This window comes from Marinobacter sp. (genome assembly GCF_039977835.1).
Lineage (GTDB): Bacteria > Pseudomonadota > Gammaproteobacteria > Pseudomonadales > Oleiphilaceae > Marinobacter.
Genome location: NZ_JBDWCL010000043.1, coordinates 298,863 through 320,546, shown reverse-complemented (window position 1 = coordinate 320,546; position 21,684 = coordinate 298,863). Strand labels below are relative to the sequence as shown.

The 21,684-nt window shown below is 60.1% G+C and carries 20 protein-coding genes; all 20 read right to left on the bottom strand.

What is annotated here, in order from left to right:
* Positions 1-30 precede the first annotated feature (30 nt).
* Positions 31-1,470, bottom strand: a complete 1,440-nt coding sequence (nuoN, locus tag ABJM11_RS13640) for an NADH-quinone oxidoreductase subunit NuoN (protein WP_348296427.1) — start codon at positions 1,468-1,470, stop codon at positions 31-33.
* Complete coding sequence (gene nuoM / locus ABJM11_RS13635) at positions 1,470-3,002, bottom strand: NADH-quinone oxidoreductase subunit M (protein ID WP_348296426.1); 1,533 nt, start codon at positions 3,000-3,002, stop codon at positions 1,470-1,472. Before nuoM ends, nuoN begins: the two co-directional genes overlap by 1 nt.
* Positions 2,999-4,867 carry an NADH-quinone oxidoreductase subunit L gene (gene nuoL, locus ABJM11_RS13630; RefSeq protein ID WP_348296425.1) on the bottom strand — a complete coding sequence of 623 codons (1,869 nt, stop codon included), beginning with the start codon at positions 4,865-4,867 and terminating at the stop codon, positions 2,999-3,001. The genes nuoM and nuoL overlap by 4 nt, the downstream gene beginning before the upstream one ends.
* The gene (nuoK, locus tag ABJM11_RS13625) at positions 4,864-5,172 is read right to left on the bottom strand and encodes an NADH-quinone oxidoreductase subunit NuoK (protein ID WP_348296424.1); all 309 of its coding nucleotides are present in this window, start codon (positions 5,170-5,172) and stop codon (positions 4,864-4,866) included. Before nuoK ends, nuoL begins: the two co-directional genes overlap by 4 nt.
* Complete coding sequence (gene nuoJ / locus ABJM11_RS13620; protein ID WP_348296423.1) at positions 5,169-5,684, bottom strand: NADH-quinone oxidoreductase subunit J; 516 nt, start codon at positions 5,682-5,684, stop codon at positions 5,169-5,171. The genes nuoK and nuoJ overlap by 4 nt, the downstream gene beginning before the upstream one ends.
* Before the next feature lie 18 nt (positions 5,685-5,702).
* Positions 5,703-6,251 (bottom strand): NADH-quinone oxidoreductase subunit NuoI, encoded by a 549-nt coding sequence (gene nuoI, locus ABJM11_RS13615; protein ID WP_348296533.1) that lies wholly within the window; start codon positions 6,249-6,251, stop codon positions 5,703-5,705.
* A gap of 30 nt (positions 6,252-6,281) precedes the next feature.
* Positions 6,282-7,259: an NADH-quinone oxidoreductase subunit NuoH gene (gene nuoH, locus ABJM11_RS13610; protein WP_348296422.1), complete on the bottom strand. Its 978-nt coding sequence runs from the start codon at positions 7,257-7,259 to the stop codon at positions 6,282-6,284.
* On the bottom strand, positions 7,256-9,973 hold the full coding sequence (gene nuoG / locus ABJM11_RS13605) for an NADH-quinone oxidoreductase subunit NuoG (RefSeq protein WP_348296421.1): 2,718 nt from the start codon (positions 9,971-9,973) through the stop codon (positions 7,256-7,258). The genes nuoH and nuoG overlap by 4 nt, the downstream gene beginning before the upstream one ends.
* Positions 9,974-9,981: 8 nt before the next feature.
* Complete coding sequence (locus tag ABJM11_RS13600; protein WP_348296420.1) at positions 9,982-11,343, bottom strand: NADH-ubiquinone oxidoreductase-F iron-sulfur binding region domain-containing protein; 1,362 nt, start codon at positions 11,341-11,343, stop codon at positions 9,982-9,984.
* The gene (nuoE, locus tag ABJM11_RS13595; protein WP_348296419.1) at positions 11,340-11,855 is read right to left on the bottom strand and encodes an NADH-quinone oxidoreductase subunit NuoE; all 516 of its coding nucleotides are present in this window, start codon (positions 11,853-11,855) and stop codon (positions 11,340-11,342) included. The genes ABJM11_RS13600 and nuoE overlap by 4 nt, the downstream gene beginning before the upstream one ends.
* Positions 11,855-13,627: an NADH-quinone oxidoreductase subunit C/D gene (gene nuoC, locus ABJM11_RS13590; RefSeq protein WP_348296418.1), complete on the bottom strand. Its 1,773-nt coding sequence runs from the start codon at positions 13,625-13,627 to the stop codon at positions 11,855-11,857. Before nuoC ends, nuoE begins: the two co-directional genes overlap by 1 nt.
* Before the next feature lie 51 nt (positions 13,628-13,678).
* Positions 13,679-14,356, bottom strand: a complete 678-nt coding sequence (locus ABJM11_RS13585; RefSeq protein WP_348296417.1) for an NADH-quinone oxidoreductase subunit B — start codon at positions 14,354-14,356, stop codon at positions 13,679-13,681.
* A 72-nt stretch (positions 14,357-14,428) separates the two neighbouring features.
* Positions 14,429-14,845 carry an NADH-quinone oxidoreductase subunit A gene (gene ndhC, locus ABJM11_RS13580; protein ID WP_348296416.1) on the bottom strand — a complete coding sequence of 139 codons (417 nt, stop codon included), beginning with the start codon at positions 14,843-14,845 and terminating at the stop codon, positions 14,429-14,431.
* Between the two features lie 135 nt (positions 14,846-14,980).
* The gene (locus ABJM11_RS13575) at positions 14,981-15,916 is read right to left on the bottom strand and encodes a lipase secretion chaperone (RefSeq protein ID WP_348296415.1); all 936 of its coding nucleotides are present in this window, start codon (positions 15,914-15,916) and stop codon (positions 14,981-14,983) included.
* Entirely contained in the window at positions 15,864-16,655 is a 792-nt protein-coding gene (locus ABJM11_RS13570; protein ID WP_348296414.1) for a peptidylprolyl isomerase, read from the bottom strand. Before ABJM11_RS13570 ends, ABJM11_RS13575 begins: the two co-directional genes overlap by 53 nt.
* A 130-nt stretch (positions 16,656-16,785) precedes the next feature.
* On the bottom strand, positions 16,786-17,424 hold the full coding sequence (locus ABJM11_RS13565; RefSeq protein ID WP_348296413.1) for an alpha/beta hydrolase: 639 nt from the start codon (positions 17,422-17,424) through the stop codon (positions 16,786-16,788).
* A gap of 125 nt (positions 17,425-17,549) precedes the next feature.
* Entirely contained in the window at positions 17,550-18,602 is a 1,053-nt protein-coding gene (locus ABJM11_RS13560; protein WP_348296532.1) for a nitronate monooxygenase, read from the bottom strand.
* An 8-nt stretch (positions 18,603-18,610) separates the two neighbouring features.
* Positions 18,611-19,915 (bottom strand): TRAP transporter large permease, encoded by a 1,305-nt coding sequence (locus ABJM11_RS13555; RefSeq protein WP_348296412.1) that lies wholly within the window; start codon positions 19,913-19,915, stop codon positions 18,611-18,613.
* Positions 19,905-20,399 (bottom strand): TRAP transporter small permease, encoded by a 495-nt coding sequence (locus ABJM11_RS13550; protein WP_348296411.1) that lies wholly within the window; start codon positions 20,397-20,399, stop codon positions 19,905-19,907. The genes ABJM11_RS13555 and ABJM11_RS13550 overlap by 11 nt, the downstream gene beginning before the upstream one ends.
* A gap of 60 nt (positions 20,400-20,459) precedes the next feature.
* Positions 20,460-21,470: a DctP family TRAP transporter solute-binding subunit gene (locus ABJM11_RS13545; RefSeq protein ID WP_348296410.1), complete on the bottom strand. Its 1,011-nt coding sequence runs from the start codon at positions 21,468-21,470 to the stop codon at positions 20,460-20,462.
* Positions 21,471-21,684: the final 214 nt, after the last annotated feature.

Sequence of the window (21,684 nt, the reverse complement as noted above, 5' to 3'; positions counted from 1 at the left end):
TCGCTCCTGCAGCGGCGTTGTTCATCGATTTCAGAGGCCAATCGTTGATAATCCTGCCACCCACTGGATCATGGGTGTGGGGTATACCCCCAGCACCAGGACCAGCACGGCGACGACCAATAACGTCAGCCCGCCTGTCCGGCTGCCCCAGTCATCAGGAGCGTCCGCCCGTCGCATGCCGGGCTCCGGCAAGTATAGTGTGACCATTACTCGAAGATAATAGAACAGGCCGATAGCACTTCCTGCGACAACACCACCCACCAGCCACCAGTGGCTCGCCGAAACACCCAGAGCCAACACGTAGAACTTGCCGATAAAGCCCGTTGTGAGCGGAATCCCTGCCAGGGACAGGAAGCTCACCGTCATCACCGCTGCCAGCCAGGGCCGACGCCAGAACAGGCCGCGATAATGATGCAGCCCGGCAGCATCCTCACCCCCGAAGGGGCTGGAAAGCTGGGTGACTACACCAAATGCTGCGAGAGTCGCAAGCAGGTAGGTGACGAGGTAAATTCCGGCGGTTTCCACTGCCAATGAGCCGCCCACCACAATGGCCACCAACAGGTAGCCAAAATGAGCAATGGATGAGTAACCCAACAGGCGTTTCACATCCGACTGGAACAACGCCAACAGGTTGCCACCCAGCATGGTGATCAGCGCCAGCATTGTGAACAGGGAAGCCAGCCAGTCACTACTGAAGCCCGGTGCCGTCATTGTCAGACGCACCAGCAGCACAAAAACTGCCAGCTTACTGACCGTGGCCAGCAGCGTTATGGCCGGCGCTGGTCCGCCCTGGTACACATCCGGCGTCCACATATGGAAAGGTACAACGGACAGTTTGAACCCCAGCCCCACCACGATCAGCGCCGCCCCGGAAAGCACCCAGACATCAAGGCTGGCCTCCATACCCGTAGCCAGTCCGGCAAAGTCGAGTTGGCCCGTACGGGCGTAGATCAGTGCCATGCCGAACAGCAGGAACGCAGTGGCGGCGGCAGACAGGACCAGGTACTTGACCCCCGCTTCCAGAGCCCGACCCGACCGGACGCTGTAGGCCAGCATGCCGTACAGAGGCATTGAAAGCAGCTCCAGGCTGATGAACAGCGTGGCCAGATGGCTGCTGGCAACCAGGCCCAGTGCACCTGTTACCGCGCACAGCAACAGCAGGTAGCATTCCTCTTTTGCACCGGCGTAGCCAGCCAGATAGTGGTGACTCAGGGCCACGGTCACCAATGCACACAGCAGCACCAGGACGGTGCCCATCTGTGCCAGTCCGTCCATTGTCATCAGCGGGGGTGATGAAAGCGCTGTCGAGGACAGGGGCACACTGGCCAGAGCCAGGACCAGGCCGGCGGCGGATAACACCGCGGTTCCACCGTGGTGGCGCCGCCATGCAATACCCAGCATGACCAGAATCGCAGTGCTGGCCACGATGATCAGCGGTAAAACAGCCATAAGGTTCGACAGGGTCAGCATCAGTTCACCTCCCCTGCCCGCGCTATCAGATCGGCACCGTTGCTGAACAGCTCCGCGACTGGCCCCGCGACCGCCGCGGTGGTATCCAGCAAAGGCTGCGGGTAAAGCCCTACCGCAAGGGTCGTTACCAGAAGTACCAGCATCATTCCGGACTCCCGGGCATCGGGCCCGGCCAACGCACCGGTACGGTATTCGGGGCCATAATGCACCCTCTGCATCAGCAGCAGGGAATAGATAGCTGCCAGCACCAGCCCGGCACTGGCGATCACCACCGTTACCGGCGCATTGGGGAAGGTACCGAACAGCACCATGAATTCGCCCACGAAGTTGGCAGTGGCCGGCATCCCCAGCGATGCTGCCACGAAACACAGGGTGAATCCCGGCAGCACCGGGATACGCCCCCAGAGCCCGCCCATCACCCTCATATCGCGGGTATGGATGCGCTCATAGAGCTGACCACTGAGAATGAACAAACCAGCGCTGGAGAAGGCGTGAGCCACCATCAGTACGATGGCTCCCTGAATTGCCAGTTCCGACCCGGAGTAAAGCCCAATCAGCACAAAGCCCATGTGGGAAATACTGGTGTAGGCAATCAGCCGCTTGATGTCCTGCTGCCCGCACGCCAGCACCGCGCCATAGATAATGCCCACCAGCCCCAGGGTCATGGCCACAGGGGCGAAGGCCTGGGACTGCTCTGGAAACAGCGGTAGCGCGAACCGGAGGATGCCGTAGGCCGCCGTTTTCAGCAGGATGCCGGCAAGGTCCACACTGCCTGCCGTTGGTGCCTGGGCGTGGGCATCCGGTAGCCAGCCATGGAAAGGCACCACCGGCAACTTTACAGCGAAGGCGATGAAGAATCCCAGCATCAGCCAGAATGCCACCGGCTCGGGTACATCAGCGTTCAGCAGCACACCATAGCTGAAGGAAAGCTCGCCCGTGGTGCTGTAGTGGACAAACACCAGGGCGATGATGGCCACCAACATCAGCAGGCCGCTGGCCTGGGTATAGATAAAGAAGCGAGTGGCCGCGCGAATTCGGGTCTGCCCCGGCGAGCCGCTGTGGCCCCAAAGGGCAATCAGAAAATACATGGGCACCAGCATCATTTCCCAGAACAGGAAGAACAGGAACAGGTCCAGAGCCAGAAAAACGCCCACCACCCCGCCAAGGATGAACAGCAGGTTCAGGTGGAAAAAACCGATTCGTTCTGCAATCTCGTGCCAGGAGCACAACACCGCCAGCGCTCCGAGAAAGCCAGTCAGGGCCACCAGGATCAGAGACAGACCATCAAGAGCCAGATGGAGCTCTATGCCGAAGCGGGGAATCCAGGGCGCTCGCCATTCCAGCATCCATTGGGTGCCACCAACCCCAGGCACGCTGAACTCCCCGCTCCACCAGAGCAGCCCACTGATTACCAGCACGAACAGCATGGTACCCAGGGCAATCCAGCGGGGCACCTGCTCACCCCAGCGTTCCGCCTGCCAGCAAAGAAGCCCCCCCAGAAATGGGATCAGGATCAACCACACCAGAATCATGTGCCGCCTCCCGGCGCCAGAACCAGCGCGACCAATATCACCGTGGTACCCAGCACCATCGCCAGGGCATAGGTGCGTACACGGCCATTCTGGCTTCGTACCAGCCCCGCGTTCAGCGCCCGCGCCAGCAACGCCGGCAGGTTCATCGCAAGGTTCACCAGGTCAACCCGCAGGTACTTCACCAACAACTGCCAGGGCCGGACCAGCATCCGGTCGAACAGGGCATCAAAACCCCAGGCGTGGTGCCACAAGCTCCATAACCGGCGACCTACGCCGCCGCGGATCTTCGCTGCAAGCCAGTCCCGCTGCCACAGGAACAACCACGCCGCCAACACCAGGCCCGCTATGGCCGCGCCCATGGCCAGGACCTGCAACAGTGTGTGGCCGGCCTGAACCGCCTCCCCTGGCGAGGCGGGAAACAGTTCTTCCAGCCCAGGGTAGAGCCAAGCCCCGATAAAAGTGGACAGAATCGCCAGCACAGCTAGCGGCAGGTGGTGGGTGAACAGGCTGGTTCCGGGTTCCGGATGGCGGACATGATTACTCCCCGGCTCGCCATGAAAGGTTCCCAGCACCAGCCGCACGGTGTATACGCCAGTAAGCAATGCTCCCAACAGGCCGGCAATCAGCAACCCGCTATGGTCCGCGGCCATGGCCTGCCACAGGATCTCATCCTTACTGAAGAAGCCTGCGGTCACCAGCGGCAGCGCGACCAGCGAGGCACCACCCACGATGAAACCGCCATAGGCGACAGGCAGCTTGCGCCAGAGCCCGCCCAGCCGGCGCATATCCTGCTCATGGTGACAGCTGATAATCACTGCTCCGGCCGACAGGAACAGCAACGCTTTGAAGAAGGCATGGGTCACCAGGTGGAAGATCGCCGCATCAAAGGCCCCGACGCCAAGCGCCACGAACATGTAGCCGATCTGGCTCATGGTGGAATAGGCCAGCACCCGCTTGATGTCGGTCTGAGCCAGTGCCGCGAAGGCCGCCAACAACAGGGAAACAGCACCGATCACTCCCACCAGCAACAGGACATCTGGCGCCAGCAGGAAGAGCCCGTTCAGGCGGGCGATCAGGTAGACCCCGGCGGTTACCATGGTAGCGGCATGGATCAGTGCCGACACCGGTGTAGGCCCGGCCATCGCATCCGGCAGCCAGGTATGCAGCGGTACCTGCGCCGACTTTCCCAAGGCCCCACCAAGCATCAGTAGCGCTGCGAGATTGGCAGTGGTGCCTCCCTGTTCCCAGAGTTCCGGTGCCCGGGCCAGTACCGTCGCAATATCCAGAGTGCCCATCTCCATAAAGATCAGGAACAGCCCCAAGGCCAGAAACACATCGCCAATGCGGGTAACCACAAAGGCCTTGAAGGCTGCCTGCCCGTTGGCGGTGTTGTGGTAGTAATAGCCAATCAGCCCATAGCTGCACAGGCCGACACCTTCCCAGCCCAGAAACAGCAACAGCAGGTTGTCGCTCAGCACCAACAGCAACATGCTGAACACAAACAGGTTCATCCAGGCGTAGAAGCGAGTAATGCCCTCCTCGCCTGTCATGTACCAGGCGGCGAACAGGTGGATCAGAAAGCCCACGCCGGTGATCACCGACATCATCACCAGTGAGAGGCCGTCCATAGCCAGTCCGATGGTGGGCTGGAAGTCCCCCACTGTGATCCAGGACCAGAGGGTCACGCCCTCGGAGACTCCGCGATGGGCGAGTACCGCCCACAGGGTTGCCAGGGCCGCCAGCCCCACGCTGCCCACGCCGATAACAGCGCTGGCGCGAGGGCCCAACCTGCCGGCCGATAAGGCCAGTACCAGGGTGCCCGCCAATGGGATCAGGAACGAGAGAGTGACTGCTACCGCCATCATCCGCGCATCCTGTTTATGACATTCAGATCAAGGGTGCGAAAGCGCTGGTAGAGCTGAATCATCAGCGCCAGGCCAACACTGGCCTCGGCCGCTGCCAGGGTGATGACCAACAGGAACATGGCCTGCCCCTCCGGCTGGCTCCACGCCGTAGCCCCGACGATGAACGCGAGCGCCGCCGAATTGAGCATCACTTCCAGGCTCATCAATACAAACAGCATATTGCGGCGCAACATCAGCCCTACGAGCCCAAGGCAGAACAGGATGACCGCCAGAATCAGCCCGTGCTCCACAGGAATGCCCGTCATAAAGCACCTCCCCGAGTGTCTCGGGCGCTTCGGCGCCGGCCCACGTGCGACGCCGTGACCAGGGCTGCCAGAAGTAGAATGGCTGCCAGCTCAACCACCATCAGCCAGGGCCCGAACAGCGTCAGGGCGATGGCCCGTGCTGTCAGCAATTCGCCTTCAATGGTGCCGCCCGCCTCACCCTGGCCGATCAGTGTTACCAGGGCCACCAGCAGCACCAGCGCCAGTAGCGATGGCCCCGCCCAGTAGCGAGGGTGTGTCCAGGCCTGCTCCGGCTCGTCCGGGCGCAGGTTGAGCATCATCACCACGAACACAAACAGCACCATGATCGCCCCGGCATACACGATGATTTCCAGGGCACCGGCAAAAGGTGCCCCCAGGGCGAAGAACACCAGCGCTACAGCCATCAGCGATACGATCAGATAGACCACGGCATGCACCGGGTTGCTACCGGTTATAACGCCCACTGTGGCCAGAACCGCCACCAGGCCACTGAGGTAAAAAGCCAGTTCCATCAGTTCCTCCTTGAGCCGTCAGGGGAGTAACGTGCGCACATCTTCCGGCGCGTCCTCGTTCTTCGCCTCACCCTTGTCCTTGCCACCAATGGCCAGGCCCGCCACCTTGTAGAAGTGGTAGTCGTGATCCTTGCCGGGACCGTTGATCAGCAGATCTTCCTTCTCGTACACCAGTTGCTGGCGATCGTATTCGCCCATCTCAAAATCCGGCGTCAACTGGATGGCCGATGTGGGGCAGGCTTCCTCACACATGCCGCAAAAAATGCAGCGTGAAAAATTGATGCGGAAGAACTCGGGATACCAGCGTCCATCTTCCTGCTCACCTTTCTGCAGGGAAATGCAGTCCACCGGGCAGGCCACCGCGCAAAGGTTGCAGGCCACGCAGCGCTCCTCTCCGTCGGGGTCGCGGGTCAGCACGATACGGCCCCGATAGCGTGGCGGCAGATAAACCTCCTGCTCCGGATAATTCACCGTCTCCCGCTTGCGGAAGCTGTGCATGAACACCATCCCCAGGGTGCGCAACTGGGACCAGGTGGCTGGCACCAGCCAGAGCACGGACTTGATGATCGGGACCTTTTCTCTTTCCATAAGTCCTCCCTATGCGCCAACCAGGAGCATCACAGCCCCGGTGGCCAGTAAGTTGATCAATGTCAGCGGCAGGCATACCTTCCAGCCAAAGTTCATCACCCGGTCATAGCGGGGCCTGGGCAGCGACGCCCGCAACAGGATGAACAGCATCAGGAAGAAGCCGGTTTTGAGGGCAAACCACACGATGGGTGGCAGCCACGGCCCGTGCCAGCCGCCAAAGAACAGGGTCACGATCAGCGCCGACACCAGCACCATGCCCACGTATTCGCCGATAAAGAACATACCGAACTTCATGCCGGAGTATTCGATGTGATAACCGTCCGCCAGCTCCTGTTCCGCTTCCGGCTGATCGAAGGGATGGCGGTGGGTGACGGCCACACCGGCTATGAGGAAGGTCGCGAACCCAAAGAACTGGGGAATCACAAACCACAGCCCTTCCTGTGCCGCCACAATATCCCGCAGGTTGAACGAGCCGGCCAGGGCGACAACCCCCATGAGCGACAGGCCCATGAACACTTCGTAGGACAGGGTCTGGGCCGAGGCCCGCATGGCACCCAGCAGAGCGTACTTGTTGCCACTGGCCCAGCCCCCGAGAAGAACCGCGTATACATTTATGCCTGCGAGGGCCAGAAAGAACAGCAGCCCTATGTGCATATCAGCCACGCCCCAGCCGGGCGCGATGGGAATAATCACGAACGACATCAGCAAGGTTGCGAAGGCAATAATCGGTGCCAGCACGAACAGGGGCTTGTCAGCAAAAGGGGGTATCCAGTCTTCCTTGAAGAAGATCTTCAGCATGTCGGCAACCAGCTGCAGGGTTCCGAAAGGCCCGACCCTGTTGGGGCCGTGGCGATCCTGCCACAGACCCAGCAGCCGGCGTTCGATCACGATCAGGATCGCGCTCAGCAGAACGGTACCAAGCAGAATCAGCAGCGCCTGAAACATCGCCCAGAGGATGGTCGCCAGCTGCGGAGTCCACCAGCTCATGGCTGTCCTCCCGCGGGGTTGCCCAGCGTTATTGCCTCACCTTGCCGTAATCCGGCAATCTGCCCGGCCGGCAGGCCTGCCCAGCCGCTGGGCCAGCGCTCCTGTTCACGAACGGGCAGCTTCACACCCCCGTTGATGGTGAGGATGTCCCCGGCCTGCAACGCCAGTCTCTGAGCATCATCAGGGCTCAGAATCACCTCGGCTAACTCAGTCCGCCGCTGGATTGGCAGTGCCCGGGAAGAGGTCTCCTCGCCTCCGAACAGGCGCGGCAGGATCAGCGCCCGCAGCGTGCCGGAGGCTTCGGCGGGTGGGCCTGGCTGATTGTACCGGCCCTGCCCTGGCACAGGATGAATCAACCGTACACCAGGGTCACCGCCACGTAGGTGCCCGCCCACTTCATCGGTGAACCTGTTCCAGGCCTGGGGCGAATTCCAGCCCGGCGTCCAGGCAAACGGTATCTGCTGCCGGGGTTGCTGATAACCGCTGTAACCCTCCATTGAGTGGGCAAAGGCCGTGTCCGGGTCCTGCGGTGTCCGGGGCTCACTCACATCACGGTCAGCATGCATGGCGGTGCGGCCACTGTAACGATGAGGCTCCCGGGCCAGACGCTGGCCATTGATGCGGTAATTCGCATCCGGTGCCGCCTCCACCATACCGGCCAGCACCGGATGGGCGTCGGCGCAGGCGCGGACCACGATGTCCAGGTTGATATCGTCCGCTGGTTCGTTTCGCATCTGGGCGGTGAGGGCGTGCAACCAGCGCCAGCTTTCGTGGATGCGGGTTTCCGGCCGCATATATCCGGGATCGTACACCTGGAAGAAACGCTGGGCGCGACCTTCCATGTTTACCAGGGTGCCATCAGATTCCGCAAAACTACCGGCCGACAACAGGAAATTTGCCCGGGTGGCCGTTGCGGTGCGCTGATGATCCAGCACAACGGTGATCTCCGCCCTCGCCAGGGCTGCGTCCACCTCCTGGGCTGGCAAGCGCTGGTAAAGGTCATTTTCCAGTACTACCACGGCGTCGGCATCGCCCTTCGCCAGCTCATCCAGCGCCCAATCCAGGGGCTGTCCGCCCATCAGCGACACCCCTGTGCTGTTGGCTTCCCGCCGGATCAACACCAGCCCGCCCCGCTTCGCCCGACGGGAAAGAGCCCTGGCAACATTGCCCGCCGCCTCAACCACGGCGGTGGAACACAGAGAACTGCCACTGACCACCAGCGGTCGCTCCGCCGCCATCAGCGCTTTGGCGATGCGCTCAGCCTGGCCGGCAAGCTCAGGAGAAAGGTCCCCAGCTGCTGGCGCGGCCGCGTCAATGGCATGGGCGACAGCAAAGCCCAGCCGGGCGATATCGTCAGGGGCGAGGGCATGGAGGCCTTCCGCCACTTCATCAAGGTCCGTGGCAGCAGGCCAGGCAATAAACAGCGGGTAATAGCGGTTCTGAGCCAGGGTTTTCAGGGCCTCGGCGTTCCAGTGCGGTACGCCGATGGCTTTGCCCATGGCCGCGCTTCGGGCAAGCGCCGCCTGGCGCAGGTTCAGCCCCAGCCGGCCTGCGCTCTGCACCGGGTCTTCCCCTAGCACCAGCACCGCATCATGGTGCTCGATCTCGCGGGGCGATGGGGTTGGCAGGCCGGCATCGCGCTGCAACTGCTCCATCAGTTCCAGGCAGGCCTGTTCATGCACCTCAATTCCGGTGGAAAAATTGTCCATCCCCACCAGCCTCTGCAACTGGAAATTGCTTTCCAGGCTAGCCCGTGGCGAGCCGATACCGATAACCCGGCGAGCATGGCGCAAGGCTTCTCCCGCCTGGGCCAGAACATCGTCCACACTGATACGGACGGGCCCGCTGCCTGGAGACTCCCGCCATTCTGGGTTGAGAGGCCGGTCGGAACGATTGACATAGCCGTAGCCGAAACGACCGCGGTCACACAGAAAGTATCCATTCACCCCACCGTGGTAGCGGTTCTCGATACGGCGTATCTCACCATAGCGCTCCCCCGGGCTGATGTTGCAGCCCACAGAACACTGGAGGCAGATGCCGGGTGCGAACTGCATGTCCCACTTGCGGGTGTAGCGTTCGGAATGACTCAGGTCCGTAAACACTCCCGTGGGACACACTTCGGTAAGATTGCCAGCAAAAGGGCTTTCCAGTGTGCCCTCTTCGTAGCGGCCGAAATAGACATTGTCTTTGCTACCGAAAGCACCCAGGTCTGCACCCCCGGCGTAATCATTATAAAAACGCACGCAGCGGTAGCAGGTAATACACCGGTTCATCTCATGGGCAATGAAGGGGCCCAGAAACTGGTTTCGGCGGGTACGCTTGCGGAACCGGTAACGGCGGCGGTCATGGCCGGTCATTACCGTCATGTCCTGCAGATGGCAGTGACCACCTTCTTCACAGACCGGGCAGTCGTGAGGATGGTTGATCATCAGCGCCTCCACCACGCTGGCCCGGAAGGCTTTCGCCTCATCGTCATCGATATCGATGCGGGTCTGATCCGCCGCTGGCGTCATGCAGGACATCACCAGCATGCCCTTGTTGTCGTCCTGGTCCTTGTACTGACGCACGGCACACTGGCGGCAGGCACCCACACTGCCCATGGCCGGGTGCCAGCAGAAATAAGGAATGTCCAGGCCCAGGGACAGGCAGGCCTGGAGCAGATTGTCCGCTCCGTTAACCTCGTAGCTTTGTCCATCCACATGAATCGTTGCCATGATCCTGCTTATCCTTCTACCGCTTCAGCGCGGGGTTTGCTGATCCCCTGCTCGAACTCATGCCGGAAATGCTTCAGCGCCGTCTGCAGGGGCATCGCGGCACCGGGCGCATGAGCACAAAAGGTCAGGGTCGGGCCGCAGTCCGCAGCCAGCTTCTCCAGCAGTTCGATATCCCCGGCCTCACCGTGTCCCAGCTCCAGAGCCCGTAGCAATTTGGCGGCCCAGGGCAGGCCGTCCCGGCACGGCGTACACCAGCCACAGGATTCCCGGGCAAAGAATTCCTCCAGGTTGCGCAACAGCGCCACCAGGCTCTGCTCCTGCGGCACCATCGTCATCAGGCCGGTGCCAAGGCGACTGCCCTCCTTGCCAACCGTGTTGAAGTCCAGGGGAAGGTCGAGATGCTCCGGCAGCAGAAAGCCGGTGCTGGCACCTCCGGGAAGCCAGGCCTTGAGCTTTCGACCGTTACGCATACCCCCGGCCCGGTCCAGGATCTCGGCACCGGTCGTGCCCATGGGCAGCTCCCACAGCCCGGGGTTTTCCACCGGCCCGGAAATGCCGTAGAGCTTGGTGCCACCGTTGTCGGTACTGTCACCGGAGAGGTTCTGGTACCAGTCGGCACCATTGAGGATCACCCCTGGCGCGTTACACAGGGTTTCCACGTTGTTCACCACTGAGGGTTTGCCCCAGGCCCCGGACTGCCCCGGGAACGGGGGTTTGGTTCGGGGGTTGGCTCGCCTGCCCTCCAGCGAATTGATCAGTGCGGTTTCCTCGCCGCAGATGTAGCGCCCGGCACCGGTGTGCACAATAATGTCGAAATCGAAGCCGCTACCGTTGATGTCGGCGCCCAGCCAGCCGCCATCCCGCGCCCCATCGATTGCCCGGTTGAGAACCCGGGCAGCCGTCACGTATTCGCCCCTCAGGAAGATGTAACCGAAGCGGGCATTGTTGGCCAGGGCCGCCAGGATCATGCCTTCGATCAGCAGGTGCGGTTGTTGCTCCATCAGCAACCGGTCCTTGAAAGTGCCTGGCTCCATCTCATCGGCATTGCAAATCAGATAGCCCCGGGGTACGTCACGCCCCTGCAGCGTCAGGCTCCACTTGAGTCCGGCGGAAAAACCACCACCACCGCGCCCCCCCACATTGGCGTCCTTCATGGTGGCAATAATGGCCTGGGGATCGCCGTCAGCCAGTGCCTTGCGAACCGACTCATAGCCATCCTTGCGCAGATATTCCTCAAGCCCGATCACCTCGCCATCATCCCGCAACCGCCAGGTCAGCGGATGGGTATCGCGATGTCGCTCCGTCTCGGGCTGCTGCAACCGGCTGCGATAACGTACCGAGTCGCGCTGGCTGCCAATGGACACATTCATGGGTAGCCCTCCAGAAGGCCTGGCAGATCACCGGGGGATACCGGGCCATAGGTGTCTTCGTCAATCATCAGGGCCGGCGCGCCATCGCAGGCACCCAGGCAGCAGACCGGCAACAGTGTGAAACGGCCATCATCCGTAGTCTGCCCATAATCAATTCCGAGCTGCTTGACCAACGCCTGCTTCAGTTCGTCAAAACCGGTGAGAAAACAGGCGCTGCTGTCGCAGATCAGGAGGACGTGACGCCCTACAGGCTGACGGAAGATCAGGCTGTAGAAGGTGGCCACACCTTCCACTTCACCAGCGCCGATATCCAGAACCCGCGCTATCGCGGCGATGGCCTCATCCGGCACCCAGCCATGGCGGCGCTGGATAATCTTCAATGCCTCAATGCAGGCGGCCTGGGGCCGTTCGTAGTGCGCCATTTCCTCAAGGATCGCGGTCTCGTCCGCCGGATGTATTTCGAATCCGTCGCTGGCGATCAGGTCGGTTGTCTGTGGTGTGTTTGCCATCATCAGCGGTCCACGTCTGCCATCACGAAATCGATACTGCCCAGGTGGGCAATGAGATCCGGCACAAACCCACCCCGCATCACCGAGGGTATCTGCTGCAGGTGCGGAAAACTCGGCGTGCGAATACGGGTGCGGTAACTCATGGTATTGCCGTCACTAATCAGGTAGTAACTGTTAATGCCCTTGGTGGCCTCCACCATCTGCAGAGACTCCTGGGGCTTGAGCACTGGCCCCCATGACACCTGCAGGAAGTGGGTGATCAGGGTTTCGATATGCTCCAGCATTCGCTCCCGGGGTGGCGGCGTGGTCAGCGGATGATCCGCCTTGTAGTCGCCAGGGGGCATGTTGTTCACACACTGCTGGATGATCTTAAGGCTCTGGCGCATCTCTTCGATACGCAGCTGGCCCCGATCGAAGACATCGCCGTGGTGGCCCAGGGGCACCTCGAAATCGAACTGGTCATATCCGGAATAGGGCCGCTGCTTGCGCAGGTCGAAGTTACAGCCTGTGGCCCGCAAATTAGGCCCGGTAACGCCCCACTCCAGAGCTTCGGGGGTACTGAAGGCGGCCACATGGCGGGTGCGCTCTCTTACGATGGCGTTTTCCATCATCGCTCGTTCGTATTCCCGCAACCGTGACGGCATCCAGTCGAGGAAGCCCTGCACCAGCTTCTCCCAGCCCTGGGGAAGATCCTGCATCACACCGCCGATGCGGTACCAGGCCGGATGCATGCGAAAGCCGGTTATACCCTCAATCACCTCATAGCCCCGCTGCCGGTCGCTGAAGGTATAGAATACCGGCGTCATGGCCCCCAGATCCTGAAGGTAGGTGCCCAGAAATAACAAATGGCTGGTGACACGGAACATTTCCGCCATCATTACCCGGATCACCTTTACCCGGTCCGGCACCTCAATACCTGCCAGGTGTTCCGCCGCCAATACGTAAGGCAGGTTGTTCATCACCCCGCCGGTGTAGTCAATGCGGTCGGTATAAGGAATGAAGCTGTGCCAGGACTGGCGCTCGGCCATTTTCTCCGCACCCCGGTGGTGGTAGCCGATGTCCGGCACACAGTCGACGATTTCCTCGCCGTCCAGTTGCAGTACGACGCGGAAAGCGCCATGGGCGGACGGATGGTTGGGCCCCAGGTTGAGGAACATGAACTCCGCACCATCACGTTCCCGCTGCATGCCCCAGGCTTCCGGCTCGAAACGCATGGCTTCCTGCTCGGTGTGCTGGCCCTCCATCGTGAGTGTGTAGGGATCAAACTCCGTGGCGCGGGCCGGATAATCCTTGCGCAGGGGATGGCCTGTCCAGGTCGGGGGCATGAGAATGCGCGTCAGGTGGGGATGACCGGCAAAGGTAATACCGAACATGTCCCACACCTCCCGCTCGTACCAGTTGGCGGCCGGAAAAACACCGGTCACGGTAGGCAGGCTGAGGTCGTCCTCCAGAAGCGCAACTTTCAGCATGATATCCGCATTGCGGGTGACGGAGAGTAACTGGTAGAACACGGTGAAATCCGCCGGTGGCAACCCCTGCCGATCATTGCGGAAACGCTCGTCGACGGCGGACAGGTCGTAGAGCAGATCGAAGGGCGCGGCCAGGCCTTTCAGGTAGCCGAGCACATCTTTAAGCGCATCCCGGGTTACCCACAGCACGGGCATACCCATGAGCGTGCGCTGGTCATGGCGCACCCGGTCGCCGAAATCCTGCTTCAGGGCTTCCGCCAGGTTGTCACCGGTGGTATCCGGCTTATCCGTGATCTCCGTGTTCATGCTCGTGGTTCAACTCCTGAGAATCAGTGGTGAAACAACGGTGAACGATGATCAGAGTTTGTCGGGTGTCCTCAGCTCCGTGGCCTGGATACGCTGATCCCGCCACTTTTCCCGCTGGGAAGGCATGTCCGCCCGGTAGACGCCCTGGTCACCCACCACCCACGAAAGCGGCCGGCGCTCCTCCCGGATCGAGTCCTGCAGCAACTGCAGCCCCTGCAGGAAGGCTTCCGGCCGCGGCGGGCAGCCGGGCACATAGACATCAACCGGCAGAAACTTGTCCACCCCCTGCACCACCGAATAGATGTCGTACATGCCACCGGAGTTGGCGCAGGACCCCATGGAAATGACCCACTTGGGCTCCAGCATCTGGTCATAGAGTTGCTGGATGACCGGTGCCATTTTGATAAAGCAGGTGCCGGCGATCACCATGAAATCAGCCTGCCGGGGCGATGCCCGGATGACTTCCGCGCCAAAACGCCCGATATCATGGGGGGCAGTGAAGGCGGTGGTCATCTCCACGTAGCAGCAGGAGAGCCCGAAGTTGTAGGGCCACAGGGAGTTCTTGCGGCCCCAGTTGACCGCGGAGTGCAGCACTTCGCTGAGCTTGCCGGTAAACACGTTCCGTTCAAGCTGGCGCTTGACCGGATCCTCCGCCGGCTCCCGGTGTTGTGCCGGGTACCGGCTGCCTGCTTCTGTCGATTGCTCTGCTCTGGTCAGTGTGTAAGACATACTGCGCCTCCATGAGCTCTGGAACCAATGGCAAAACCACCGCGGGCCCAGGCCTTGAGTGAGTGCGTCGGATCAGCCTGCCGTACTACTGGGCCTGCCGCTGGATGCTTCCGGTGCCCAGTCCAGGGCACCGGTACGACTGTCATACAACAGGCCGGCCAGCAGGATAAGAATAAAAACTGCCGCGCCCCAGAACCCGGTCCACCCTACGTCGGGGATGACAATGGCCCAGGCAAACAGGAACACGGCCTCGATATCAAAGATCACGAACAGCATCGCAACCAGATAGAACTTGACAGAAAAGCGCTGGCGCGCATCGCCGGTTCCGACAACGCCTGACTCGAACGGAAGGGCTTTGCTGACACCCTGGCTGCGCCCGCCCAGCAGGCTGGAAACGCCCACCATAATGGCGCAAAGACCCAGGGTGGCAACAATAAAGAACCCCGTGGCCCAATAGCGGGCCAACAGTTCGGTGACAGTATCGGCCATGCACTCTCCATGTCAGCCTGATTGCGGCGCTTGATAAAAGGTGTGGCGCTTCGGTCGAAGCCCTCACTGAAAACCTAACAGTGGATTGGCGATTGCGCAAATAGCGATTCAGCGATATCGGGGCATCCAACCTCGCTACTTCCGCGACTGGTCAAACGCTCTCACGGCCTGGAGCTCCTGGGCCGTGTAGTGCTGTCGCATGAGGGCCTCTATCTGTCTGTCTTTTTCGGCCTGGTCCAGGCCAGCCCTCTCTATGACCTGTTTCTCTGCCAGAAACTTCTGGTATCTCTGCTCCCAGTCGCTCTCGATAGCCGCAAGTTCAGACTGTTCCTCGGCCAGGGATTCCGGCACCTCGCCAGCCCCTTCGGCACCGGGCACGTCTTCCGCCCCCGAAAACAGCCTTTTCGACAATTCCGGCCCGAACCACTGCTCGCGTAATTGTGAAAGCTGCTCCTGCACTTCCAGCTGATCTGCCATGGTGGTCACCGGTGCACGTTCACGTGTGATCCGCGCTTCCTCCTGCTCCAGCCGGTAAAGGTGGGTGATGATGAAAGCCAGGTCCTCTGTCTCCGGGCTGGCAAGCCGGGTTTCAATCATGGTGGCAATGGTGTCCAGGTCTTCACCGCTCAAGCCTTGCGGCATACTTGCCACAAAGACATCGAGGGCGGAACGGCCCTCATTGTTCAATGGAAAATCGTACTGAAACAAGGGGTAGACGCTGTTCATGAATACCTCACCCAGGTGTTCGAGCTCAGCTTCCTGTAGCACGGAATCCGGTTCTGCGGCGGTATTTGACAGGTTTGTTTCAGTGGCAGCAGGTTCAGGCTCAACGCTGCGTCCTGCACTTGCAGGGGCATGGGCAGGGGGAGCTACCGCAGCCTGGCCGTGATCTGCAATCACTCTCTCAGAAGGCGGTGTATCTCCGCCGAAAACGGCAAACAGGTAGGCAACAAGCAGGGCTGCAAGGCCCAGGCACAGCAGTGCGTAGCCCGCTCGTTTACCCTTTGAAGGGTGCTTTTCATTCACTGAAGACAATTGACGCATCGTCGGCGAGCTTTTCAAGTTTCTCATCCAGCTTCAGGCGTGCCAGTTCCGCTTTGATAACCTCTCGTTCCTCTTCATAGCTTTGCTTCGACATCACCTGCCTGTCGATAACCTGAACCACCTTCCAGACACCATCCTGTAGGACCGGCTTCTCCGCAAAGTCATTGACACCCAGCCGACGCACCTTGTCGTTCACTTCCGGAGCGATATCAGTGTCCAGAAGCCAGGGGGTTTCAACAATGTCCTGTTCGCTGGTGCCAGCGTCTTTTCCGGCCTTCAAGGCGGCGAGGATGTCCGTTGCGCGGTCCTGATCCGGTGTTTGCCAGATCATGAAGCGATACATGACCTGCTCCTTCTGTTGATCATAGTATCGACGTATCTCTGACTCATCGACTTCTATCGTGTTCATTAAGCGCTTGACATAGAGTTGAGCGAGCAGTGTTTTCTCTGCCATCGCCATTTCCGCTTTCACCAGCTCTGTTTCATGAATGCCCATCCGTGTTGCCTGCTGCGCCAGCAGTTCCGTCATCACCAGGTCTTCAGCTGCCTGCTGGCGATGCATTTCCGCATCGAAACCACTTTCGTAGGCTTGCCTTTCGATCCTTTCCTGCTCTCTGGATCCAACCAGGAAGCGGTAAAGATCCATGCTCAGAGGGGTGCCATTAACCACGGCAAAAACTTCAGGAGCTGCCTGTTTTTCAGCGTGAGTAGCGCTGGCAAAAACCGACAACGTGCCGACCAGCAGGACAAGGGTTACGCCTTTCATTAATCGCCTCGGTTTGAAGTTGGTGGCCTACTCCCTGAACGAAAATGAGCAAGCCAGATTAACTGGCTTGCTCACTCGGACCTCCCTGCCCTGATTCACGCTGATCAGAGTGCAAAAACGCTTTTTACCATTACAGAAAACGCCTTACATCGTTGTAAACGCCCTTCCAGACCATCAGGGTCAGGTGGCCCACACTGGACGTCCGGAGGCTGTTTCCACACTTCGCATTGGTTTGAGGAATAATAATTTCATCCACTGTGGACCACAGGGATACATCACAACCACGCCCGGCGAGAGATCGCAGGAAGGACGAGTTGTAACGCATCTCAAAACAGGCCGGGCTGAAACAGGCGTAGGCCCAGGAGGTCCCTTTGTGAGGGGTACCCAGTGTGACCAGGCGGTTGGTCGCTGAAGAGCCACCTTCGAATACCCGGTACCAGCGCGAGACAAGGCCCCCGTTGGAGTGAGCAATAATCTTCGCCTTTCGGTAACCGTGGTTGGGCCGGATATTATTAACGAATGATCTCAGCTCTCGGGCACTGGTCTTGTTGCTTTTGCCAAGGCTGTTATACCCGAACTTGTACAACGCACAGCCCGGTGTACCGTCATTCTTGAAGCGGTTAATCATCGTATCAAACTGGGATTTCCAACCTGAATAACCATGAACAAAGATGATGGGGTTTGCATTGCAGGCCGCATACACAGGGCCGGCGAAAAACAGGGATGCCAGCAGGGCCAGCATGGACAGCTTATTTATCGGGTTCGTCATAGGGGTCGTCCTTTCTTGTATTTATTTTTGAACTCTGGCTCAGCGTGCATGGAGCGAATCCACTCCTGCTGATCAAAAATAAGCCAGCCCTGGCAGTTCCGGTATCACCCGAATGGGGGATGCTGCTACGAAACGTGACGTACGTCACAACCTGCCAGCTCCCGCGTAAGTGTTGCCGCAGAAATCTCTCTACAGCCACTGGCATTCTGCCCCGCCCACAAAGGCGAGAAGTCACCGCTGCCCTCGGACTCTGCCTTTTCACGCAAGGGAGCAATGGCGGCTGACGCCAGGGGGAAAGCCGGGGCACTGGAGCTCATCGGCCCCAGTTCACGCATTATGCGGTTCACAATACCCCGGGCCGCCCCGCCGCTGAATAGATTCGTCAATGCGGTAACACGGCTGGCCTCTGATTTCAGGGCGGCACGGTGAACTGCTTTGGTCTGGGCTTCCGGGCACAGTAAATAGGCGGTGCCAACCTGCGCTCCGGCAGCCCCAAGCGCCATCGCAGCCTGCACGCCTTTAGAGTCCGCAATACCGCCCGCGGCGATGACGGGAATGTTCACCGCCGCTACTACCTGCGGAAGCAAGGCAAAGGTGCCCACCTGGGTACTGACGTCCCTGGACAGAAAAAACCCGCGATGCCCGCCGGCCTCGAGCCCTTGTGCGAGGATTGCATCAGCGCCATGGGCTTCTAGCCAGACCGCTTCGTCCACCGTTGTGGCGGTCGATAGTATCTTCCCGCCCCATCCTCGTATGCGATCCATCAAATCACTCGCAGGCAGGCCAAAGTGAAAGCTCACAACCGGTGGCTCGAACTCCGCCAGAACCTCGGCCATCCCGGCACTGAACGGCGCCCTCCCAGCAAGCGGGGAAATTGTGTCGGGATCGATACCGAACTCATCGTAATAAGGTGCGAGGGCGCGCCGCCAATGCCGCTCCGCCTCAGCGTCGGGTTCAGGCGGCACGTGACAGAAGAAATTGACGTTGTACGGCCTGCTGGTCTGGCTTGCCAGTGCTGTCAGTTGACTGCGCAGACCTTCAGGGCTGAGCATGGCACAGGGCAGCGAGCCAAGGCCTCCTGCAGTGGAGACTGCCACGGCGAGCTCGTGGTCTTGCACACCGGCCATCGGCGCCTGGATGATGGGAAGATCGATGCCGAGCAATTTCTGAATGGTCAGGGCCCCGACTACCATGGCCCCACCACATAGCCGAGCTTCTCCGGCAACCACAGCGCAATGCCGGGCATCAGCATGACCAGCACCAGGCTGACAGCCATGGCGGCAACAAAGATCATTGCCCAGCCTATGGTGTGCTCCAGGCGGATATTGGCAATCCGGGTGGTGACCATCAGGTTGACGGCGACCGGCGGAGTGAACTGACCGATGGCAATGTTCATCGCCAGCAGGATGCCAAACCAGATCGGATTCCAGCCGAAATGTGTCATCAGCGGCAGTACAATCGGGATCAGAATCAGGTAGATGGAGATGGCATCCAGCAGCATGCCGGCAAGCAGCACAAGCACCATCACCAGCCCCAGCAGCACCCAGCCATTTTCAGAGAGGGACAGCAGGGCATCGGCCAGGTGCTGGAAAGTCCCGAGCGTCGTGCCCGCCCAGGCAAAGATGCCCGCCAGAGCGATGATGAACATGACCACACCGGAGGTAACGGCAGCTTCCGTCATCAGGCCCCAGAGGTTTCGGATACTGAGGTTGCGATAGAGCACGCAGCCGACAAGCACCCCATAGGTAACCGCAACCACCGCTGCCTCTGTGGGAGTGAAAAGGCCGGAACGGAGCCCGCCAAGAATGATCACCGGCGCAAACAGGGCCGGTAGTGCTGCCTTGAAACTGGGCCAGAATGGTGGACGCTCGACCGCTTCCGGATCTTCCCAACGGTATTTTTTGGCAAAGTACAGTGCCGGGGCCAGCAGGGACACGCCCGCCAGAATGCCCGGAAAGATACCCGCCGCAAACAGCGCCCGCAGATCCACGCCAGGCACCACGATGGAATAAAGAATCAGCGCAATAGACGGCGGAATCAGGATCGCCGTGGACGACGAAGCAGCAATGAGTGATGCGGAAAACGGCTTCGGATAGCCGGCTTTGTGCATGCTAGGCAGCATCACCATCGCGACAGCGGCCGCATCCGCAGGACCAGAACCGCTCATCCCCCCCATGATCAGACATACCAGTACCGCGACGACGGTCAGGCCGCCGTGCCGTGGGCCGATAATCGACTGGGCAAAGCGCACCAGGCTGGCAGCAACACCTGCACGCTCGAAAATCAGGCCAGTCAGAATAAACAGGGGAATCGCAATCAGCGGGTACTTGGCCACACTGTTATAGGTGTTGGTCCCGAACGTGCCCAGCATGGCTGTGGGCAGCCCTGCCACAATCCCCACCAGCCCGCCCAGGCCAAGGGCGATGGCTACTGGCACTCCCAGCACAAGTGCCAGCAGGAAGCTGCCAATCATCAACAGGTCAGGACTCATGGATCACCTCAGGGTCTTCCTTGCCGCGCAGGCGGTCCAGGAGGTTCTGGGTCATACGGATGATGATGCCGACCGACAACAGAGGCAGCCAGATCACATACACCCAGTTGGGCAACCCCAGCCCCGGGGAGAGCGACTCCCACTGGTATTCCTGCAGGGCAAAGGTACTGCCGTACCAGGTCATGATAGCCAACACAGTCACGCAGCCCAGCCATTGCAGCACGAAGACCGCCTTTCGCGCCCTGGGCGGAAGGTAGTGCTCAATCAGCTCAATACGGATATGTTGGTTATGGCGTGCAGCGACTGCGGCGCCTGCGAAGGTAAGCACAACAAGGCAGAACACCGAGAACTCTTCGGTAAAAGCGAACGACGCATCTGTAGCATAGCGTACTATCACATTACCAAGACTGATCACGCAGATCGCAACCAGGGCGATGGTGGCCAGCCAGGCGTCGAGCCGGAACTTGGGAGGACGGAACTGCATGGTGACTCCGGTGCGCGAAAAGCACCCGCCGGCAACGGCGGGTGCCTGGGCAAGTCGCTGTTACTGGTTGCGGTTGGCGACCGCTTCCCTGGCCTGCTCCACCAGATCCTCGCCAATCCGCGGAGTCCATTTTTCGTATACGGACTGGGTGGCGTTCACAAAGGCATCGCGTTGTTCATCGGTCAGCTCAGTGACTTCCACACCCCGGTCCTTGATGGCGGCCAGAGTCTCATCGATTTCACTACGGGATTTTTCAATCTCCCACTGACCGGCGTCAATTGCAGCCTGTTTCAACAGCGCCTGGTCCTCCAGGCTGAACTGGTCCCAGATACTGTTGCTGACCGCGAACACCAGTGGGTCAGCCATGTAGTGCCAGCGTGTCAGGTATTCCTGGCCAACCTGATCAATACGGGCCACATCGAAGACCGACAGCGGATTTTCCTGGCCATCAACAGCGCCGGTGGTCAGCGCTGGTTTAGCATCAGCCCAACTCATCTGGGTGGGGTTGGCGCCCAGGGCCGTGAAGGTGTCCTGGAACAGCGGCGAGCCAACAACGCGGATTTTCAGACCATCCAGATCGGCCGGCTCGTCAATGGTCAGCTTGGAGTTCGACAGTTCCCGGAAACCGTTTTCGCCCCACGCCAGCGGGGTTACTCCGCGCTTCTTGATCGCGGCAAAGACGGCCTCACCGGCCTCACCCTGGGTGATCGCATCGATGGCTGCATAGTCCGGCATCAGGAAAGGCAGGGAAAACAGATTCAGTTCCGGCACCTGCGGGGACCAATTGATAGTGGAGCCAACCGCCATGTCAATCAGCCCGGACCGCATGGCCGAAAACTCCTTGGTCTGGTCGCCGGAGACCAACTGCGAGTTGCTGTAGATCTTCATGTTGATACGCCCTTCTGAGCGCTCTTTCACCAGCTCCACCCATTTATCGGCAGCCTGGCCCCAGGGGAAGGCAGACGGAAGCACTGTGGAGACGGTGTATTCATCCTTGTACTGGGCATGAGCGGTGGCACTGAACATCAGCGTTGCCGCCACAGCAGCCAGAAATGTGCTACGTTTCAACATGTTGTTTCCTTTTTTATTGGAATCAGGACGGATTGCTGCGGCGCCCAGGCAACGGCCCGCTATGCGAGTATAGGAATGGACCTTTCGGAAGGCAATAAACAGAGCCAGAGGCGGAAGACCTTGAAAAACCTTTCCCCCAACCAAACATCTCGTTTGTATGCCAGCTTCCGGAAAGCAGTTCAATAGTGGCTGGAAAGTCTGGATAGTGATGAGG

Excerpts from the sequence above, each read along its gene's own strand:
- nuoE (WP_348296419.1), bottom strand. The coding sequence starts at position 11,855 with ATGATGGCAAACACACCACAGACAACCGACCTGATCGCCAGCGACGGA.
- ndhC (WP_348296416.1), bottom strand. The coding sequence starts at position 14,845 with ATGGCCGATACTGTCACCGAACTGTTGGCCCGCTATTGGGCCACGGGG.
- nuoL (WP_348296425.1), bottom strand. The coding sequence starts at position 4,867 with ATGATGGCGGTAGCAGTCACTCTCTCGTTCCTGATCCCATTGGCGGGC.
- ABJM11_RS13570 (WP_348296414.1), bottom strand. The coding sequence starts at position 16,655 with ATGAAAGGCGTAACCCTTGTCCTGCTGGTCGGCACGTTGTCGGTTTTT.
- nuoM (WP_348296426.1), bottom strand. The coding sequence starts at position 3,002 with ATGATTCTGGTGTGGTTGATCCTGATCCCATTTCTGGGGGGGCTTCTT.
- ABJM11_RS13565 (WP_348296413.1), bottom strand. The coding sequence starts at position 17,424 with ATGACGAACCCGATAAATAAGCTGTCCATGCTGGCCCTGCTGGCATCC.
- nuoH (WP_348296422.1), bottom strand. The coding sequence starts at position 7,259 with ATGAGCTGGTGGACTCCGCAGCTGGCGACCATCCTCTGGGCGATGTTT.
- nuoK (WP_348296424.1), bottom strand. The coding sequence starts at position 5,172 with ATGACGGGCATTCCTGTGGAGCACGGGCTGATTCTGGCGGTCATCCTG.
- nuoG (WP_348296421.1), bottom strand. The coding sequence starts at position 9,973 with ATGGCAACGATTCATGTGGATGGACAAAGCTACGAGGTTAACGGAGCG.
- ABJM11_RS13575 (WP_348296415.1), bottom strand. The coding sequence starts at position 15,916 with ATGAGAAACTTGAAAAGCTCGCCGACGATGCGTCAATTGTCTTCAGTG.
- ABJM11_RS13585 (WP_348296417.1), bottom strand. The coding sequence starts at position 14,356 with ATGTCTTACACACTGACCAGAGCAGAGCAATCGACAGAAGCAGGCAGC.
- ABJM11_RS13545 (WP_348296410.1), bottom strand. The coding sequence starts at position 21,470 with ATGTTGAAACGTAGCACATTTCTGGCTGCTGTGGCGGCAACGCTGATG.
- ABJM11_RS13550 (WP_348296411.1), bottom strand. The coding sequence starts at position 20,399 with ATGCAGTTCCGTCCTCCCAAGTTCCGGCTCGACGCCTGGCTGGCCACC.
- nuoC (WP_348296418.1), bottom strand. The coding sequence starts at position 13,627 with ATGAACACGGAGATCACGGATAAGCCGGATACCACCGGTGACAACCTG.
- nuoN (WP_348296427.1), bottom strand. The coding sequence starts at position 1,470 with ATGCTGACCCTGTCGAACCTTATGGCTGTTTTACCGCTGATCATCGTG.
- ABJM11_RS13555 (WP_348296412.1), bottom strand. The coding sequence starts at position 19,915 with ATGAGTCCTGACCTGTTGATGATTGGCAGCTTCCTGCTGGCACTTGTG.
- nuoJ (WP_348296423.1), bottom strand. The coding sequence starts at position 5,684 with ATGGAACTGGCTTTTTACCTCAGTGGCCTGGTGGCGGTTCTGGCCACA.
- ABJM11_RS13600 (WP_348296420.1), bottom strand. The coding sequence starts at position 11,343 with ATGAATGTGTCCATTGGCAGCCAGCGCGACTCGGTACGTTATCGCAGC.